The 18,256-nt window shown below is 59.6% G+C and carries 13 protein-coding genes; 7 read left to right on the forward strand and 6 right to left on the reverse strand.

Annotated elements, in window-relative coordinates:
* Positions 1 to 33: 33 nt before the first annotated feature.
* Positions 34 to 900, reverse strand: coding sequence for a hypothetical protein (locus FV139_RS01250; protein ID WP_148066430.1), 867 nt, complete (start codon positions 898 to 900; stop codon positions 34 to 36).
* Positions 901 to 1,247: 347 nt separating this feature from the next.
* On the opposite strand from FV139_RS01250, the gene FV139_RS01255 reads away from it, so the two are divergent.
* Complete coding sequence (locus tag FV139_RS01255; RefSeq protein ID WP_187276343.1) at positions 1,248 to 2,447, forward strand: serine hydrolase domain-containing protein; 1,200 nt, start codon at positions 1,248 to 1,250, stop codon at positions 2,445 to 2,447.
* On the opposite strand, the gene FV139_RS01260 is transcribed toward FV139_RS01255, so the two are convergent.
* The 3 genes from FV139_RS01260 to FV139_RS01270 all read right to left on the reverse strand — a co-directional run bounded on the left by FV139_RS01260 (position 2,412) and on the right by FV139_RS01270 (position 7,290).
* Entirely contained in the window at positions 2,412 to 3,437 is a 1,026-nt protein-coding gene (locus FV139_RS01260) for an NAD-dependent epimerase/dehydratase family protein (RefSeq protein ID WP_148066432.1), read from the reverse strand. The genes FV139_RS01255 and FV139_RS01260 overlap by 36 nt on opposite strands.
* The gene (locus FV139_RS01265; protein ID WP_148066433.1) at positions 3,434 to 5,440 is read right to left on the reverse strand and encodes an alpha/beta hydrolase fold domain-containing protein; all 2,007 of its coding nucleotides are present in this window, start codon (positions 5,438 to 5,440) and stop codon (positions 3,434 to 3,436) included. The genes FV139_RS01260 and FV139_RS01265 overlap by 4 nt, the downstream gene beginning before the upstream one ends.
* A gap of 128 nt (positions 5,441 to 5,568) precedes the next feature.
* A complete protein-coding gene (locus FV139_RS01270) occupies positions 5,569 to 7,290 on the reverse strand; it encodes a wax ester/triacylglycerol synthase domain-containing protein (RefSeq protein WP_187276344.1) in 1,722 nt (573 codons plus the stop codon).
* A gap of 378 nt (positions 7,291 to 7,668) precedes the next feature.
* Between FV139_RS01270 and FV139_RS01275 the strand changes: the two genes are divergently transcribed.
* The 6 genes from FV139_RS01275 (at position 7,669) to FV139_RS01300 (ending at position 16,266) form a co-directional block, all read left to right on the forward strand.
* On the forward strand, positions 7,669 to 9,021 hold the full coding sequence (locus FV139_RS01275; protein WP_148066435.1) for a wax ester/triacylglycerol synthase family O-acyltransferase: 1,353 nt from the start codon (positions 7,669 to 7,671) through the stop codon (positions 9,019 to 9,021).
* Between the two features lie 30 nt (positions 9,022 to 9,051).
* A complete protein-coding gene (locus FV139_RS01280; RefSeq protein ID WP_148066436.1) occupies positions 9,052 to 10,770 on the forward strand; it encodes a class I adenylate-forming enzyme family protein in 1,719 nt (572 codons plus the stop codon).
* Between the two features lie 204 nt (positions 10,771 to 10,974).
* Positions 10,975 to 11,913: a LysR family transcriptional regulator gene (locus tag FV139_RS01285; protein ID WP_187276345.1), complete on the forward strand. Its 939-nt coding sequence runs from the start codon at positions 10,975 to 10,977 to the stop codon at positions 11,911 to 11,913.
* A 383-nt stretch (positions 11,914 to 12,296) separates the two neighbouring features.
* Positions 12,297 to 12,929, forward strand: coding sequence for an EthD domain-containing protein (locus FV139_RS01290; RefSeq protein WP_148066438.1), 633 nt, complete (start codon positions 12,297 to 12,299; stop codon positions 12,927 to 12,929).
* A 92-nt stretch (positions 12,930 to 13,021) separates the two neighbouring features.
* Entirely contained in the window at positions 13,022 to 14,047 is a 1,026-nt protein-coding gene (locus FV139_RS01295) for an NAD-dependent epimerase/dehydratase family protein (RefSeq protein WP_148066439.1), read from the forward strand.
* Positions 14,048 to 14,097: 50 nt separating this feature from the next.
* Positions 14,098 to 16,266, forward strand: coding sequence for a molybdopterin-containing oxidoreductase family protein (locus FV139_RS01300; protein WP_148066440.1), 2,169 nt, complete (start codon positions 14,098 to 14,100; stop codon positions 16,264 to 16,266).
* A gap of 29 nt (positions 16,267 to 16,295) precedes the next feature.
* On the opposite strand, the gene FV139_RS01305 is transcribed toward FV139_RS01300, so the two are convergent.
* Together FV139_RS01305 and FV139_RS01310 are read right to left on the reverse strand one after the other, a co-directional pair.
* A complete protein-coding gene (locus FV139_RS01305; RefSeq protein WP_148066441.1) occupies positions 16,296 to 17,360 on the reverse strand; it encodes an NAD(P)H-dependent amine dehydrogenase family protein in 1,065 nt (354 codons plus the stop codon).
* Positions 17,361 to 17,364: 4 nt separating this feature from the next.
* A complete protein-coding gene (locus FV139_RS01310) occupies positions 17,365 to 18,189 on the reverse strand; it encodes an SDR family NAD(P)-dependent oxidoreductase (protein ID WP_187276346.1) in 825 nt (274 codons plus the stop codon).
* Between the last annotated feature and the right edge of the window lie 67 nt (positions 18,190 to 18,256).

Below are 18,256 nucleotides of genomic sequence, written 5' to 3' on the forward strand. Positions count from 1 at the left end.
CGGCCGGGGTCTCCCCCCGGCCTCTCCGCAACATCAGTAAACGGTGATACCCTCGAAATGCATGATCCAGGTGGCGAGATCAATCAGCAACAAGGTGATCATGCCCACAAAGGAAACCTCAATGAAAATTCGCCCAATGCTCCAGCGCTCACCATCGGGTTCTTCGTCCATACGATAGAGGTTCGGGAACGCGACAACGAAGTACAAAGCGTAGAACCAGGAGCCCACCCACAGCATCTGTTCGAGGTTCTCGTACCAGACGTTCATCTTGCTGGGATCGTCGCCGTGGGAAATCATGACGAAATACATGTAAGTCTCGCCCCACCCCCAGAACGCCGACACTACCAGGACAATAAGACACCAGGCGATAAAGCGCGATGTAGCCGAAGGCCACTCGCTGGTCATGGTTCGGATACGGCGCAGCGCGATTACTGCGGTGATGTGATAGACCGAGAAAAACACGATGGCATTGAGATACATGGATGGAGGGACTTTCTGGAAGGTTTCCAGCGCTGTTGCCTCATCCGGGCCAATGATTGCCGAGTCGAGATACAAGTGGACATCTTCGAAGCGGTAGCGCAGGCCAAGCACCTCAAAGAAGTATTCCGTATGGAAGTAGGTTGCCAGGAATACCCACCAAAACATGTACACATTGAATTTGAACCAGTAGCTCTGGTGCCAGGGCACGCCGCTATTGCGCCTCAGAAACCACGGGACCAGGACGCAGTAGGGGAACCACATCAGAAAATTCTGCATGATGTTCCAGAAGGTACCGGTTTCCAGCCAGCCCATCTGCACCATTAGCATATTGTAGAAGAACCAGAACGGAATCAGGGTAAGAAAAAATTTCTCTGCCCATGCTTTGTCCGGGTTCCGGGAAAACCAGTAGGCGTTTGCCATTGGTCAGACTCCTTCATCTTGTCTTGTTATCATTCGGCGCGGAAGCCAACAAACAACAGGCGCTGCGCGCACGACTACAGTAGCGCCAACGAGGTCGATTCTAATCGCCCTCAGAACACACATAACCACCTTTTTTGTTAATTGTATTATTAACCTTAATCCACATTCCGTGCAGGGCACAACCCTCGACACCGCCAACTCAAACGTTATTATCACGCTGGGGAAAATCAGTGGCCGGTGGTTTAAAAACCTTTTCATACAAATGATATTTGCATCGCATGACCGGTGGTGGCATCGTAAGCCTCATCAGGCATCAGCCGCCCCACAGTTTCAGGACCGATCCTGTCGTGACCAACAAACTCAAGGAATTTGAATCGGGACTTGTCCGCGGTCGCTATTACGCGAATTTTGAAGCCGTGGCCGAAGCCTTCGCAGACAACCTCCAGAACCGGGAAGACAAGGGTGCCGCCTTTGCCCTGTACCACCACGGCGAGCCCGTGGTCGACATATGGGGCGGCTTCGCCGATGCAAGCACAGGCAAGCCCTGGCAGGAAAATACCGTCGCCCTGATGTTCTCGGCTGCCAAGGGCCTGACCGCCACCTGCCTGTTGCGGCTCGTCGATGCAGGCCAACTCGATATCGACTTGCCCATCTGCCACTACTGGCCGGAATTTGCCGCCAACGGCAAGGCTGATATCACCACCCGTATGGTGCTCGCCCACCGCGCGGGGCTGGCAGCGGTAGAGGGCGAGCTTACTCTTGCAGAGATCCTCAACTGGGACCCCGTGGTCGGGGCGATTGCCGCGCAGGCCCCGAACTGGGAACCCGACAGCACGCACGGCTATCACGCGCGCTCCTTCGGCTGGATCCTGGGGGAACTCCTCAGGCGTATCACCGGAGAAACACTTGGCAGCTTCCTGAACCGCGAAATTGCTGCGGTGGCAGGGCTGCGCCTCTGGATCGGCCTGCCCAAAGACGAACTACCCCACTGTGCCCGCATCATCCCACCCGCAGGAAACGCCAACGCGGCCGCCGAGATTCTCGGTGAAAACAGCCTCACGGCCAGGGTCATGTCCGGCCCGAACAAACAGTTCGGTTATAACGACATGTGGAATCGAGCCGAGATACTGCAGGCGGAAATGCCGTCCTCCAATGGCGTGGGAGATGCGCGCTCCATGGCGCGCTTCTACGCAGCCCTCAACGGCGATATAGCAGGGCTGCCAACACTCTCCCCTGCCCTTCTGGAAACCGCTCGTACGGTGCAATCCCGGGGACCGGATGCAGTCATCCTGCATGACACCTGCTTTGGCCTGGGTTACAGCCTGCAACCCATGGTGGCGCCGGGAGCAGGCCCCAACTGCTACGGCCACCCCGGCGCCGGCGGCACAACGGCCTTTGCCGACCCTGACAATGGCGTCGCCATGGCCTACCTGACCAACACCATGCGCTTTGATCCCGAGGGTGACCCACGCAGCGCAAACCTGATTCAGGCAGCCTACCAGAGCCTTGCGTCAACAGGGGGCCAGGCGCCCGGCTTTTTCGGGTGAGACTCGTCCGGTTTCCGCAAACCAGCGAATGCTGTCCTCGATGGATTTCGCGATTGGCCTGAACTCCAGATTGGCGTGGGAAAGCGCCCTGGACGAGTCTGCGTACGGCCACTGGGTGGCGATTCTCAGCGATTCCGCCGACACCTGGGTCTCGAAGGGTCGAATTCTCTGAGCCCGGTCAACCATGGCCCCTATCGCTCTCAGGAGACCACCCGATACCCGCGGATGAAATATCGAGGTGCCCGTCAGTTGCTCCAGCATCGTATGCAGCGCTTCCCAACCGAGGTAGGGGCCCCCGACGATGTAGCGGTATACCTCCCGGTCACTGGAAGGTGGGTGCTCCAACAGATAGCGATGGAACCGGGCGAGATCCCGGGCATCCACCTGCTGTAGACCACTGCTGGTGCGCGGCACGATGGAAAGAAATAGTGCCAGGGCTTTGTTACTCTGGTTGAAACGGGGATCATGGGGCCCGATCACCGCCCCCGGATAGCTGATCTGGACAGGAGCGCCCCGGGCCTGCAGCAGACGAACCCGCTTCTCGCACTCGACCTTCGAGCGCGAGTAGGCATCCACTGGTTCAGCGAGTGCGGCTTCCTCGTCAACGTAGTCGATACCGGGCCGCAGCAGGACCGACAGACTGGAGACCCAGACGATATTCGGGATACCGCAGGCAACCGCAGTCTCCACCACGGACGCGATGCTGCCGGTGTTGCCTTCATAGACCTCCCTGGCGTAGCCGGACGCCAGATTGACCATGGCGGCCGCGTGAAACAGGGCATGACAACCTTTGAGACCTCGACGAATGGCATCGGCATCACACATGTCAGCCACGACCAGGTCCGTGACGTCGTAGCCCCGCTCAGCAAAGTAGTTCCGGGCAAAGTCCGGATCGCGGACTAACAACCGCACCTCATGGCCGGCTGCCAGAAGTTCCAGCGCGCAGTGCGCGCCGACCATGCCGGTGGCGCCAGTTACGAATACCTTCAAGGTTGAACTGTTCCCGGCACCTGTCCCTGGGCGCGGCTTGTGGCAGCTCGCTTCGTCGAAGCCCGTTTCCGCGATGCCTTGCGCTTCGACGCCGCCTTCGCCCCTCTCAGCGTCGATGGGTCTGGCTGTGACAGTTGCTCATTGAAGTAAGTGGCGATGCGTTCGAGGGCGTGTGTCGCCTCAGGAATAGACGTCCACAGATGCCAGACATGGGGCAGCGCATTCCACACTTCGACCTCCACCTCAACGCCCGCACTGCGCGCTCGGCGGGCAATCCGAAGGGTATCATCCAGGAGGATTTCCGTGCTGCTCACCTGGGCGAACAGGGGCGGAAAACCCTTGAGATCGCCATAGATTGGCGACAGCAGGGGGTGGTCCGGCGGGGTGTCTCCCGCATAGAGATCGAAGGCGTTCATTCGGCGGTCGGTCGGCAGCATGGGGTCACGCCAGCGGTTGAAACGCCGGGATTTCCCGGAAAAGCTCAGATCTGCCAATGGTGATATAACCGTCGCGGCACGGGGCAACGGCAGGCCGTCGTGGCGTATCGCTTGCAACAGCGACAACAACAGTCCGCCTCCGGCAGAATCACCGGCGCACACGATGCGGTGGGGTGGAATGCCGCGCTCCTCCAGCAGATAACGATAGGCTTCCAGGGCGTCCTCAAGACCAGCGGGGAAAGGATGTTCTGGCGCCAACCGGTAATGCACCAGCAGCGCCCTCCCCTGTATACGGCGCGCCAAATCTGCTGCCAGCGCCGTGTGCCCCGACGAAGCCGGGAAAATAAACCCCCCGCCAGGCAGATAAAGCAGGGTCGCGTCGCCGAGTTCCTCGCCCTCAGGTTCCAGCAGGGAGGCGTGAAATGTGTCGAAATGCACTTCGCTCTGGGTAACACCCGGTGGGCTCTTATGCATTATCGACGCCATACGCCTGGCCTGATCCAGGGACCCGGTCCCCATCAGGCCCATCATCTGCTTGATCGTTCCCCTGAAAATAACGTTGGCCAGCATCGCCTGCCAACTGATTCGGGCCGGCGTCTTGGGATCAAAGCGGTATATATCGTAATTGGAGAAGTCACTTTCACTACGCAGAGTGATGGCCTCCGCCTCCAGCTCCTCCGGCGTCAGCAGCTCCCGGGCCCGGAACGAATCACGCACCAGGTCCAGTGATGCCCTGATCCCGGCCCGGTAGTTGGCAGACGCCTCCTGCACCAACTCATAGATTTCAGACAGTCCCCGCGCGGCGCCCATGCTCATGAGAATTTCCAATTGCCGGGCCGCCGCCGCCTTCCTGTGCTGGTACAACAGGTCGGGAAGCTTCACGAACTGCCGGCAGGCAAAAATGGTGCTCTCTACCCGCGAGGTCAGTTTTTCCACATGGCCGGGGTAAAAGCCACCGGTCGACACGGACGTAATCCGATTGATGTGCCGATTGAAAAGTTCGCTAAAGGCGTCAAGTGGGTAATCGCCGAACACCGGATCGACAACGGGCTTTATCTTGCGGTCGATAGCCTCCCAGTCGCTGCGGGCCAACAGGTCCATGGCAGGCTGGAAGACCCTGGCTTCCTCGAGGTGCATGTGGTCGCGCAGGCCTCGAATATAGGCCTGGAGTTCATCTGCGAAGCTTTTGCGTTGCTTTTTCGAGCGGGACTTGCCGACGTCATCAACCTGCCCGGCCAATGCCAGTCCCAGCCGGGTTATTTCCTCATGACCACGACGCAATCGGGTGATGACCGAATGGGTTTTGGAGTCCGCCTCCCCCATGCGATCAAAAATGAGGTCTTCCTTGGGGTGGTGGAAGCGATCGGGGTAGTGCGTGAGGTAGTAGAGGATGTCGGCGATACACTGCACATCTGCGGCACTGCCCTTGGCCAGGGTTGCCGCCTCATCATCGAGCAAATCCAGTAAACGGAACACATACTTGTGCTCGTCGGCGATGGCCAGCAAGGGCGAAGGCATCGCCCAGCGGTCGGTGCTATCCGAGAGAAAGGGTCGTTTCTTTGCCATGTGTGAATTCCTCGGCACTTCGCCAATGCCTTCCCGTGCCAGCCGTGATGGCAGAGGCACCGGGTGAGAACGCTAGTGGTTCGCCGCCGCAACCGGCGGTTGTGGGGCGGTACGCCAGACGCAATTGCTTAATCACCGCGTTGTTTTCCAGCCCCCGGAGCGGCACCGGCTTTCGGTCGAGCCCTGGAAGGGGTTGCGGATTTAGCTTTCGCGGTTCCGGGCGCAGCCTTGCTGGCAGCCTTCGATGCGGCCTTGGATTTGGCCTTTGGAGGGGATTTGGGCTTTGCGGGGGCTTTGACTTTACGCCTGGCCCCCGTTTTGCTCTTGGGCTTTGCCCTCGCCTTGGACCTCGAACCGGTTGCAGACTTCCTCGACCTGGAAGTGGGCGGATCTCCGGGCTCACTCGACAACGCCGAAAGGCGTTCGTACATGGCCTGCATTCCCTCGGTGAAGTAGTGTAGATCACCCTCTTTCACGGTGCTACCACAGGCGTGGAACCCCACGGTGAGATCGTTTTGCATCGAGCTGATGCCGATCGACAGGGCGCACGTGGGACCGATGGGAATCACCGGTATCTGTCGTTCCAGCGGCATACCGGCAAAATACAGAACCTCCCGGGGGCCGGGAACATTGGTTATCAGGGTGTTGGTAATGACCGGCACCTTCGACCAGGGCTTGATCCTGGCAAGCGCTCCCAGGATGACGTCCAGTAGCAGCGGTGACAGGAGATCGAGAAACTCTGTCGGCTTCACCGAGCCGGCACTGGCGCTCTTGTCCATAGAGACCGAGCGGGCGGTTTTGGCGGCCCCGGTCTGGCGCTGTATGGCGCGGAGCCGTTTCAGCGGATTCCTGATCGTGTTATTGAGGTTTACCGGCTTGACCGCGAGGGCGTTACCCGCCTTGCTGTCATCGGCCGCACGAGTGCTCATCGGGACGATGGTCACCAGATCGAAATCCAGCTTCTCCCCGATACCGGCGAAGTAACTTACCAACGCTTCGGAAGCCAATGCCAGGCACAGGTCATTGACACTGCACTCCAGAGACCGGGCCAGGACTTTCAACTTGTCGAGCTCAAAACTGCACGACGCAAGGACCCGTTGGTCAAATGAGATATCGCCATTGAGCGACGTGCGCTGGGCTTTGGGTACTGGGGTGGCCGGCTCAGCAGAGCCCGGTTTGATCTTTTCCTTTTTACTCAAGGCTTTACTGACCGCCGATTTGGCCAGGTTGACAGACTGCTTGCCGATCAGTGACGGGCCCCGCACATAGATCCGCGAGCCCGTTTCCTTCAGGGCCGTCGCCAGTAGATTCGCTCGCCCCGGAGGCTCGTCCGGCGCCCATTCCGTTGCCGAATAAGTTTCCAACGGCGCGGGCTCCGGGTCGAATAACGACAGCAACATTTTCATTGCCGCCATGCCATCCATAGACGCATGGGACAACTTGTGTGCAATGGCAATGTGACCGTTCTCCAGACCGGAGATGATATCGATACGCCACAGGGGCCGGTCAACCGCCAACTGCTCGGCTGAAGAAAGACCAAGCTGGTGGTTGAGTTGTTGCTGGTTGCCCGGCGCGGGAAGCTGCCGATAGCGAATATGACTGTGGATATCGAAATCGGGATCATCGACAAGCCTCAAGTCGCTCAGTCGCAGGGGATCCTGAATCAACTTCTTGCGCAGCAGGGGGAAGCCGGAAAGGCGGGCCGCTATGTGGTCACCCAGCGCCTCCGGAGTAATCTCGTAGGGAGACCTGGCAGGGTCCACTACCATAACGCCCTGCATATCCACCGGCGCAGCGCCACTCGTGGTGAGTTTGTGAAAAGCCTGATCAATGAAGCTTAGCCGTTCCATACAGGAGTCCTCCGGGGGCCTTTCAAGGGCTTGCATTTGCCATAGAGCAAAAATATCATAGCAATATAAATGTTTTTATTATACTTTGATAGAGAGTCGGAACACATCCTCACTGGCATTGGGGAGAATAGTCGAAATCTTCCAGTGTTGTCCTCCGCCAGGTGATGGACTAGTGTTCTTCCAAACGATCCACGTGGACATAATATGAAAGCACGTGTGTCGAGGTGCGCCACTTCCCTACCAGGCAAGGCCCCTCACCCCCGGCCCCCGGGTTTACAACCAGTGCATCCTGTCACTGGAACTACGTCTCGCAGCGTGTCCTGTCGAGCCTTCCGTTCGCATTTTCATGGCGGCATCGCCATCCGGTTTCACTAGTCTATGGCAGATACCATTCCTCTCGGCCGTACTGACCGGTTTCTCCTGAAACTGGAGTCAGCCGACACGCCGGCTCACACAGCCTCGCTTTCCACGTTCAAGCTGCCCGCCGGCGCTCACCCGGGATTCATACGCGACCTGGTGCAGGAGCTTTCCGAACAGGCTGTCACCGCGCCACCTTTCAACTATGTGTTGGCGCAAAAGGGCGACACCGCGTGGACAGTCCTGCCCCCAGAAGACATAGATCTCGACTACCATGTGCGCCACTCCGCCCTGCCCTGGCCGGGCGGCGAACGGGAACTCGGATCACTGATTTCCCGCTTGCATGCGCGGCCGCTTGATTTCAATCGCCCCCTCTGGGAACTGAATGTCATCGAAGGTCTGGAAAACGGACGCTTCGCAACCTACCTGAAGATGCATCACGCCCTGGCAGATGGCGCCGCGGTCATTGGCATCCTGACAGACAGCCTGTCGACCAACTCCGACGAGCCGCCGAAAGCTCCCTGGGCGCGCTCGTTCGCCACCACCCTGCGCGAAGAAAGGGAGTCCATTCAGCCTCCCGAACAACCCGCCGCCCAGAGCCTGCTGCAGGCACTGGGCAAAGTGGCCACCTCGGTAAGAACCCGCCCTGCCAGTGGTTTCGTTGGCCCCTTCGTTGCACCGAAGTCGGTCTTCAACACAAAAATTACCGGTGCGCGTCGCTATGCCACACAGCAGATAGAGCTGCAGCGGCTCAAAGCGATTGGGGCGCGTGAAAAGGTGTCCGTTAACGATGCTTTCCTGGCCATTTTATCGAGTGCTCTACGCCGCTATTTGCAGGAAATAGACGAACTTCCCGACAGGCCTCTCGTCGCCGCCGTGCCCGCCGCCACCCTGAGGGAAACCCAGGATGGTCTCGGCAACTCAGTGACCGTGATTTACGCTTCGCTCGCCACCAACCTGGAAGACCCGGTTGAACGCATGCATGTAATCAGCGAGTCGATGCGCCAGGGCAAGCAGTTCATCTCCGAGTTGAACCAGCAGCAAATTGCCATCCTGAACGGACTGGTGCTGCTCCCGGCCGCCTTCCTCAACACGATAGGCGGTGGCACCCCCAGTCGCCCCATTGTCAATGTCACCATTTCCAATGTTCAGGGACCGCGCCATACACTCTGGTTCGGTCAGGCGGAATGTGAAGCGCTCTACCCCTGCTCGATGATCGTCCAGGCCCAGGCGTTAAACATTACCGCCCGGGGCTATCGCGACCACATCAATCTCGGCATCGTCGGTGCACGGGATTCGCTTCCCAGCATTCAGCGACTCGCCGTATACACCCTCGAAGCACTCGAGGAAATTGAGCAGAGACTGGGCTTATAGCGCCTGTCCCTTATACCAGGAGTACAACCCATGGCGATGACACCGGCCCAGATTGCGGCGACCCTGACTGCCCCCGGGTCACCATTCGAAATGATGGAGTTTGAACTCGACGGTATCCGCCGTCGCGGCTGGAAAAGCGGTCCCGGATCCATAGCAGAACTGGTACAGGGCTCACTGGCACATGGGGACCGCACCTACATCGCCTACCAGGGAGACTCCTTGACGTACCGCGAGCACTACCAGCGTGTTGCCGCCCTTGCTGCCGTACTGATAGAGCAATTCGAGGTCTGCAAGGGCGAGCGTGTCGCCATTGCCATGAGAAACCTGCCTGAGTGGTCCATTGCCTTCTGGGCCATCACCGCCATTGGTGCTGTGGCCGTCCCCCTGAACGGATGGTGGACTTCGCAGGAGCTTTGTTACGGGCTTGTCGACAGCGGCAGTGTGGTTCTCATTGCGGATGGGGAACGCCAACAGCGTGCCGCGAACCGACTCCAGGAACTGCCCGGGTTACGCGGCATTCTGGTAACCCAGCCTGTGACCGCGCCCGAGGGACTCTGTAACAGCCTGGATGCCGTCTTTGACGATATCGCGGATGACATAAGCCTGCCCACTGTCGATATCCAACCGGATGACCCGGCCACCATTTTCTATACCTCCGGCTCCACTGGAAAACCGAAAGGCGCTTTGGGTACGCATCGTAACTTCTGCAGCGCCCTGCCCACCGCTACTTACGTCGGTGCCTGGAAAGCCCTGAGGGCCGGGATAGACCTGACGCAGATGGCGGAAGCGATGGCCGCCATGCAGGCACGGCCGCGCGCGTCCCTGCTGACGGTACCCCTGTTTCATGTGACCGGCTGCATTGGCACCCTGTTACTCAACCTGGCCCATGCCGGTAAAATCGTCATGATGCACAAGTGGGATCCGCAGGAATCGCTGAGGTTGATTGAGAAAGAGCACATCACCAGTTTTCTCGGCGTCCCCACCATGGTCTGGCACCTGTTGGACAGCCCCGAGCGTGAGCACTACGACCTCTCTTCGCTTGAATCGCTATCTTTCGGTGGTGCACCGGCGCCCGCAGAATTGCGACGCAGGCTGGGTGACACCTTTCCCAACCTTGCCGACGTCTCCACGGGCTATGGCCTTACCGAGTGTTCCTCGACGGTCACTTTTAACGGCGGCGCAGATTACGTGCAGCGTCCCGACAGTGTCGGTATGGCGCCCCCGGTTATCGACCTCAAGGTCATTGATGACACAGGCAAGGTGCTTGAACCTGGGGAACTCGGCGAGATCTGCATCAAGGGCCCCAATGTCGTTCGCGGTTACTGGAACAATCCGCAAGCGACCGCAACGTCCTTTGTCGACGGCTGGTTTCATACTGGCGACATCGGCCGTATCGACGATGAGGGCTTTGTCTACCTCGTCGATCGCAAGAAGGACATGATCATTCGCGGTGGTGAGAATATCTACTGTGCCGAGGTCGAGGCCATGCTGGTGACTGTACCTGGCATCCGGGCCGCCAGTGTCTTCGGGGTACCCCATCCCACGCTGGGAGAGGAGGTCGGCGCGGTGCTCCAGGTCGACAGCGGGCAAGCGCCTGACGATGATACCCTCCGGGCCATGATGAAGGACAACCTGGCCGCCTATAAGATTCCGACCGTGTTCTGGCGTCAGGCCGATGCCCTGCCGCTGGGCGCAACCGGCAAGGTCGATAAACGCGTCATCCGCGCCAGTGTGCTGGCCGCAGGCTAGTCACAGAACAGTCGCTAACAAACCGCCCCCACTCTGCCGCGCGCGCCCACCCTCCGCGGGCGCCTGACCGGCCCATCAAGAACAACCCCCCATCTCTCCAGGTTAATTGTATTGTTAACCTGTAGTAATATCGGCAGCAGACTGCGTCACTGAACCGACACTGGTGTTCAACCGGTGTATCCCCGAGTTGAACGAGGCAACCCCGTGGATCTACTGCGCAAACTGTGGCTTTTCACCCAGGTTGCCGACGCCGGCAGCTTTACCAAAGCCTCCCAGCAAACGGGAATGACCGTGGCCGCCGTGAGCAAAAACGTCTCACAACTGGAGGCCGCGTTGGGAGCCAAGCTACTGAACCGAACCACCCGCATGGTGCAGCTGACGGCCGAGGGCCAGCAATTGCTGGAGCAAGCCCAGGACGCCTTCTCGACATTGCAGACCGCGATGCAGGAGGTCGATACCAGCCAGCGCCAACCGAGTGGCCTGGTGCGTATTTCCTCGGTGACTGCCTACGGTCGCCTGGCGCTGATCCCGGTCCTGCCGGAGCTGTTGCAACGCTACCCCGGACTTTCACTGGACCTGAGCCTGCACGACTCCGGCCACGGCCCGAGCCGCCGCGGCGAGGACATTCACATCACCTGGGGCGAGGAATACCACGGCGACAAGGTGTGCAAGCGGTTGATGGTCATGCCCCTGGTGCTGGTGGCCAGCCCGGGTTACCTGGAGCGGCACGGTGCGCCAAAGCGGCCCGAGGAACTCCATGAGCACGAGTGCATAGGCGCAACCCTTCCCAGCGGCGCCTATGCGCGCTGTACTCTTCGCGCCCGTGGCAACCGCCGCGGCAAGGGCTACGTATTCCAGCCCCGCGGGCGGGTCACATTGCGGGATGAACTGGAAACAGTAGTCGACGCCGCCGTCGCCGGCCTGGGCATTACGGTAGTGACCGAACTGAACGTACAGCGCCACTTTGCCGAGGGAACCCTTGCCAGGGTCCTGCCCGACTACGAAATCGAGGGCCACAGTTCAAAATTTGGTGAGATCGTACTGCAGTATCCCCAGCGTCGGGAGATGTCCGCCCGTGTACAGGCGGTTGTTGATTTCCTGCTGGAAAAGCTGGTGACTGTCCAGTTCCCTCAGGCTGATTGACCGGCGGCGTTGCCGAAAAGGCCTGTTCAATACACTGCTGCTGGACCGCCGGGCAGTCGCAATAAGGCCGGGCACTATAGGCTGCCGGCGCCTGGTCTATTCTTCCCCGATACGTGATCGCTCACTCCGCTAAAAAATCATACTGCTCCCAATAACATTTGTATTGCAATGCTGATACTGTCCTGACCTGAACTGCCTGATCACAAACTATGTGGGAATGTTCAGTGGACTGGCGGAGCAGTTTGTGGCCTACACGGATCACAGCAAGGGCGAGGTCTGGGATCTGAGGGAACTGGCGGATCAAATCCGACCATTCTGTAGCACCGGCACGGGGGTATTCACCGTGACAGTGCGAACCTGACCCGAACAACGAGGCAAAGCAGATGTTGAAATTGATGTACCTGGCCCGGCGCAAACCGGGTTTCACCGTTGATGACTTCATCCGACGCTGGCGCAAGCACGGCGCGCTCGGCATGGAACAACCCCTGTGGCGCTATACTCTGGGCTATGTCCAGGCAGAGCCCATCCGCCCGGCACCCGTTGCAGCGGCTTCACAGGACTACGACGCCATTGCCAGCTTCATGGTAGACAGCGACATGTTCGCTGGTATGACAGAGGAGGACATGGCGGGCTCCGCCAGGATGGCAGAAGACGAAGCCGAAACCTTCGCCGAACCCATTCCAGGTGTCTCACTGTGGGTGCAGGAGGAAGTGATCAAGCCCGGCGAACCGGGTGGCGTCTCGGCCTACCTGTTCTTCAACTCGAGACAGGACGCGGAAAATATCGCTGAAGTAGCGAGGGAGCGGGCAACCCACCTTAATCGCATCGTGCTCAACCTCCGCGACGACGAAAGCCTCGGGCCGGCGATGAATACCCTCCCCTATGCGGCCATCCTGGACCTGGGAGCCTCAGACCTATCCTCGTTGCGAGGCGCCCTGGCCGATGATCTGGCCGTCGCCGCCAACCTCGCAGTTGTCACCCGCGATGCAGTGCTCTGGGACCGCCTGCCCCGATGATTCGCGGGCAACGCAATCACCAAAGATGGCTTCACCTCGTGGCTCCCTTGGGATCAATGCCGTGAGTACGGCTGGACTGTGGAGAGAAATTAATGAATGAGGAGTGTGCCGGTTACCGGCAGAGCGTCGAAAAACCGGCACTGGTCGTTGGCGCAAATGGCTACATGGGCAGCCAGACAACCCGACAACTGGTCGCCACTGGTCGCAAGGTGCGCGTACTGGTGCGCAAAAACAGTAATACGGCATCCATCGACGATCTCCCGGTAGAGCGCTGCTATGGTGACGTGCTGGACATCGGGTCCCTGCGCGCTGCCATGCAGGGGTGCGGCACTGTGTTCTACAGCGTGGTTGATACTCGCGCCTGGCTGACCGACCCGACACCTCTGTACCGCTGTAACGTGGAGGGACTGCGGAACGCGATCGAGGCAGCCACGTCCTGCGCTATCGACCGCTTTGTGTTTACCAGCAGTATGGCCACGATTGGCAGAAAACCCGGCGACACTGCCAGCGAGGAGGACGAGTTCAACTGGTGGGAACGAGCCCCGCACTATATCAGGTCACGGGTGGAGGCCGAAAACCTGCTGCTGGGGGCCTGTCGCGAGCACAACTTGCCCGGAATAGCACTGTGCGTGGCGAATACCTACGGCCCCGAAGACTATCAGCCGACACCACACGGAGGACTGCTGTGGCAGGCAGCGAAGGGCCGGGGTGTCGCTCTGGACTGCGCAGCGCCGACAGTCGATATCCGTGACGCGGCTGCCGCGGCCCTGCTGGCCGAGCGTTTCGGGGCAACCGGGGAGCGCTACATCGTGGCCAATCGGTTCATCGGCCAGGTCGAGCTTTACACGATGGCAGCTTCCCAACTTGGTCGGCAAGCACCGCGGACCATCGGTCTGAAAATGGCCTACGTAATGGCCACCATCAGCGAGTGGCTGGCTAAACTTACCGGAAAAAAGGATGTGCAACTCTGCCGCGACTCTGTGTTCCTGTCAGAGGTTTTCGGACCGCTCGACAACAGTAAGGCTATCGATGACCTGGGCTGGGAACCGCGCCCGATCGAGGACACGGTCAGGGATGCAATAGCCTGGTTCGGGCAACGGCCCAAATCCGCCGCATGAAACAGCATGGGCGCGGGGAATCCGCCGCAATCTTGCAGGGAAGACTTTGAATGGGGACCACGACTCAGAAAACGTTCTGCCGCATCTGTGAGGCCCAATGCGGGCTGCAAGTCACCACTGAAAATAACCGTGTGCTCAATATCGCACCCAATCCCGACCATGTCAGCAGTCGCGGTTACGCCTGTATCAAGGGGCTCAAAATGGGCGACTTTGCGGGTAATCCCGATCGCCTGACACGCCCCCTCAAAAAAGTCGACGGCAGTTTCCAACCAATCCCCTGGGAGCAGGCGCTGACCGAGATCGGAGACCGGCTCAAGGCCATCCACGAGCAGCACGGCGGGGAATCGATTGCCGCGTACATCGGTAATCCCATCGCCTTCAGCATGTGGCCCACCACGCTGATGACGGGCTTTCTGAAGGCCTTCGACGCAGACAAGTTATTCACGCCCGGCACTCAGGACTGCGCCAACAAGTTCGCCGGGGCCGAACGTATGTTCGGCAGCGCGTCCGACCAGGTGTTTCCCGACATCGATCACACCCGCCTGCTGATTGTGGTCGGCAGCAACCCGGTTATCTCGAAAATGAGTTTTATCTGCCTGCCCCATGCGATGGACCGGGTTGCCGATATCGAACAGCGCGGCGGCAAGGTCTACTGGGTCAATCCACGCTTCACCGAATCAGCCAAGCGCTGCGGGGAGCACATCCCGATCCGGCCTGACACCGACGTGTTCTTCTTCCTGGGCTTTCTGCACGAAATGATCGCCCGCAACGCGGTGGATCAGGAGCGGGTCCAGCGCTACATGGAGGGCTATGAAGCGCTGGCCGCGGCCGCGCGACCATGGACACCGGAGCGGGTGGAGGCAGTTACCCGCATTCCCGCCGAGCGACTACGGGACATCGTGACACAGTATGTCGAGGCGGATGGCGCTGCTATTTATTCATCTACCGGGGTGAACCAGGGCCGCTTCGGACTGCTCGCGTTCTGGCTGCAGGAGGCGATCAACGCCATTTCCGGCAACCTCGATCGCCGCGGAGGCGTTATCGCAGGCAAAGGCGTCATCGCCAAACCGCCCGCTCCCGGGCAGGTCAAGAGATCCCGAATTGCCGATGTACCCTATGTCAACAGTACGGTGCCAGGCGGCATCCTCGCCGACGAAATACTGAACCCCGGGCCCGGCAAGGTGCGGGCGATGCTCAACATGTCCGGCAATCCGTTGCTGACCTGTGCCGGCAGCGAGCGCCTGGCCGCTGCCTTCAGCGACCTCGAACTGTTCGTCTGCCTGGACATCGTGCGCAATGAAACCGCCGAGTACGCCGACTACATACTCCCGGGACTGCACGCCCTGGAACGCGCAGACATCCCATTCTACTTTTTTACCGTCATGGGGCTGATGCCCGACCGCAGCTTCAGTTATACCGATTCGGTGCTGTCACCTCCCGGCGACGCCCGCGACGAGGGCCTGATCCTTCGTCAATTGTGCCGTGCAGCCGGACGCCCGCTGGGCGGATCACGGCCTCTGCAATGGCTCAGCAACCTGGGCGAATGGCTGAACCGCACGCCATTGGCAAAATCCGGCATGACCCTGGACCGACTTTTTTTCAGTTTGTTAATGCGCAGCGGAAAAATCAGCGGAATTCGGGCCATGCGCAAACACCCTGACGGCATCCTGCTGACACCTAATCAGCCGGGGGATTACCTGGGGCAGCGGGTTAACACACCCTCGGGCAAAGTACAGCTCGCGCCACCCGACCTCATCGCACGACTGGACTCGCTGGAAACCACCTTCAACGAGGAGTTGGAAGGCGCGCCTTCATTGAAGCTGATACAGAAACGGGAACGTTTTTCGCATAACACCTGGGCGCACAACGTCACGGCCTTCGTCAAAGGTGAGCGCAATACCAATTACCTCTACATCCATCCACAGGATGCCGCTGCACACCAACTGACACAGGACTCCATCGCGCGTGTCAGCGCAAACGGAAAGTACATCGATGTGCCGGTAAAATTCGACGACTCGATGATGCCCGGCGCGGTCGCCGTGCCCCATGGTTGGGGGCATCAGCGCGCAGACGGCCTGTCGGTGGCCCGCCAGACGAACGGCGCAAATATCAACGTCATCATGCCGGACGGCCCAGGTTCGATTGAACCCCTGTCCGGCATGTCCCACATGAATGGTGTGGTGGTAACCGTCTCGCCGGTGCCACCCGATATGAACTGATCCATCCCGGCCGCGAAGATCGGCGCCCGTCAGGGCGCCATACTTTCGTCCAATAAGCCCTTACCCGTCACCAGTGGCAGGTCCAGTGCCGAGAGGAACCCTGTGCGGGCCTGGCAGACTGCGGGAATCGCGTTGGTGATGCGTGTTGCCGTCAGGCCAGTACCTGCCAACGCGGTATCACCGGTGCTGTCGTACATGTCGAACCGGCACTCCAGATTCGGCTCACCCTTGACATTCAGGACATAGCCGTGACCCTGGGGCCAGTCAGGGACCACGTCATCGTGCATGCGGGTAACATGCTCGACTACGATCCTTGGTTGACCACCCACAATGCCCTGAACCTCGAAACGGACAGCGGCACAGGTACCCTTCTCAATGGTGCGGCCCAGGGCATCGAAGGAGAACGGCGTCGGGGCCCGCTCCCAGGTCTCCCGAATCTCATCGAGCTCTACGCCCAGTCCCTCCGCAATCAGTCGGACCGTTCCGCCCCACATCAAGGGCAGCGTACCGGGCGGCCCAAATACATTGTCGTTATCCAGCGGCCCCCCGAAACCCATGCCGCCAAAGATAATGTCGGGCTGGTCATAAGTCGCGTAGTTTACGATTTCCTGTATTCGCACCGAACTCCAGCGCTCTACGATACCGGTAAACGTCAGGGGGAATATGTCATTGGCCCAGCCGGGATCGATACCGTTCACGAACAGGGACGCACCACCCTGCTGGCACGCTGCCTCCAGGCGCTGCCTTACTTCAGGCCCCAGACCGTCCTGGTGAATGAGCGCAACCGGAGAGGAAGCGACGACGTTCTTGCCCGCCTCCAGGATCCGGCACAGGTCATCCACGGCCGCTTCCATCCGGGTATCCGCGGCAGCGGTGAAGCAGACACAGTCCGCATCCATGGCCAGCAGTGCATCCGCATCATCAGTGGAAAGGATACCGGTCGGTTCACCGCCGGCAAAAGAAGCGGCATCCCGCCCTACTTTGTCCTTTGAGTGAACCCACAGCCCAACGAGTTCCAACTCCGGGTGTACCGCGATGCTGCGGAGAGCGTATTGGCCAACGTTACCTGTACTCCATTGAATAACCCGATACATGGCATTACTCCCCGGATTCCGCGATGACGGTCTGTGGATCGTAATCCGGCAAGCGGTACGGCAGGTTGGTATCCTGCAGGCCTCCGTCATAGCGCATGACATCACCCGTGATGTAGTCTGCCGCCTGGGAGCAGAGGAAGGCCACCGTCTCGCCCACCTTGTTGGCATCGCCGATACTGCGCAAAGGCGTCTTCTCAGTCAGCAGCCTGCCGAAACTTTCATCCGAGTCGATCAGAGTGCGTTCCAGCGCGGGCGTCATGATGGACCCGAGTGCAATGGCATTCACCCGCACATAAGGCGCAAGTTCGTCCGCCATACTGCGGGTCAGGTAGTCCAGGCCCGCCTTGGCCACGCCGTAGGCCATCATTCCCCGGGCTGTAAGGTGTCCAACCGCCGATGACACATTGATAATGACACCGCTCTGCTGCCGAATCATGTAAGGGGCTACGCGCTTGGAGAGCATGAAGGAAGAACGCGTATTCCAGTCGAAGATGAAAGAAAACTCTTCGTCGCTCACGTCCAGAAAGCTGTTGAAGATAGTGCCACCCGCGTTGTTGATCAGAAGATCAATCCGACCGAAATGATCGATTGTTCTCGCCACGAGTTCATCGAGGTCGCTGCCCACGGTCACATCGCCTGGCACTGCGATAGCGTCCCTGCCCAGCGTCCGAACTCGTTCTGCCGTCCGCTCGATGTCAGCAGCGGTACGGGCGTTACACACCACATTCGCCCCCGCTTTGGCCAGTGCGAGTGCGATGCCCTCGCCCACGCCCATTCCGGCACCCGTGACAATGGCGACCTTGCCTTCCAGATCCACTGAGATACTCATCATATTTCTCCTTATAGTGTCAGATGTGTCTTATTGAACATTTGCCGCTACGGTAGCAGCAGCCAGG

The sequence above is a fragment of the Parahaliea maris genome, assembly GCF_008064665.1.
Classification (GTDB): domain Bacteria; phylum Pseudomonadota; class Gammaproteobacteria; order Pseudomonadales; family Halieaceae; genus Parahaliea; species Parahaliea maris.

Coding starts and splice junctions, on each gene's coding strand:
- FV139_RS01270 (WP_187276344.1), bottom strand. CDS start 7,290: ATGGAACGGCTAAGCTTCATTGATCAGGCTTTTCACAAACTCACCACG.
- FV139_RS01305 (WP_148066441.1), bottom strand. CDS start 17,360: ATGTATCGGGTTATTCAATGGAGTACAGGTAACGTTGGCCAATACGCT.
- FV139_RS01265 (WP_148066433.1), bottom strand. CDS start 5,440: ATGGCAAAGAAACGACCCTTTCTCTCGGATAGCACCGACCGCTGGGCG.
- FV139_RS01310 (WP_187276346.1), bottom strand. CDS start 18,189: ATGAGTATCTCAGTGGATCTGGAAGGCAAGGTCGCCATTGTCACGGGT.
- FV139_RS01300 (WP_148066440.1), top strand. CDS start 14,098: ATGGGGACCACGACTCAGAAAACGTTCTGCCGCATCTGTGAGGCCCAA.
- FV139_RS01290 (WP_148066438.1), top strand. CDS start 12,297: ATGTTGAAATTGATGTACCTGGCCCGGCGCAAACCGGGTTTCACCGTT.
- FV139_RS01295 (WP_148066439.1), top strand. CDS start 13,022: ATGAATGAGGAGTGTGCCGGTTACCGGCAGAGCGTCGAAAAACCGGCA.
- FV139_RS01280 (WP_148066436.1), top strand. CDS start 9,052: ATGGCGATGACACCGGCCCAGATTGCGGCGACCCTGACTGCCCCCGGG.
- FV139_RS01275 (WP_148066435.1), top strand. CDS start 7,669: ATGGCAGATACCATTCCTCTCGGCCGTACTGACCGGTTTCTCCTGAAA.
- FV139_RS01250 (WP_148066430.1), bottom strand. CDS start 900: ATGGCAAACGCCTACTGGTTTTCCCGGAACCCGGACAAAGCATGGGCA.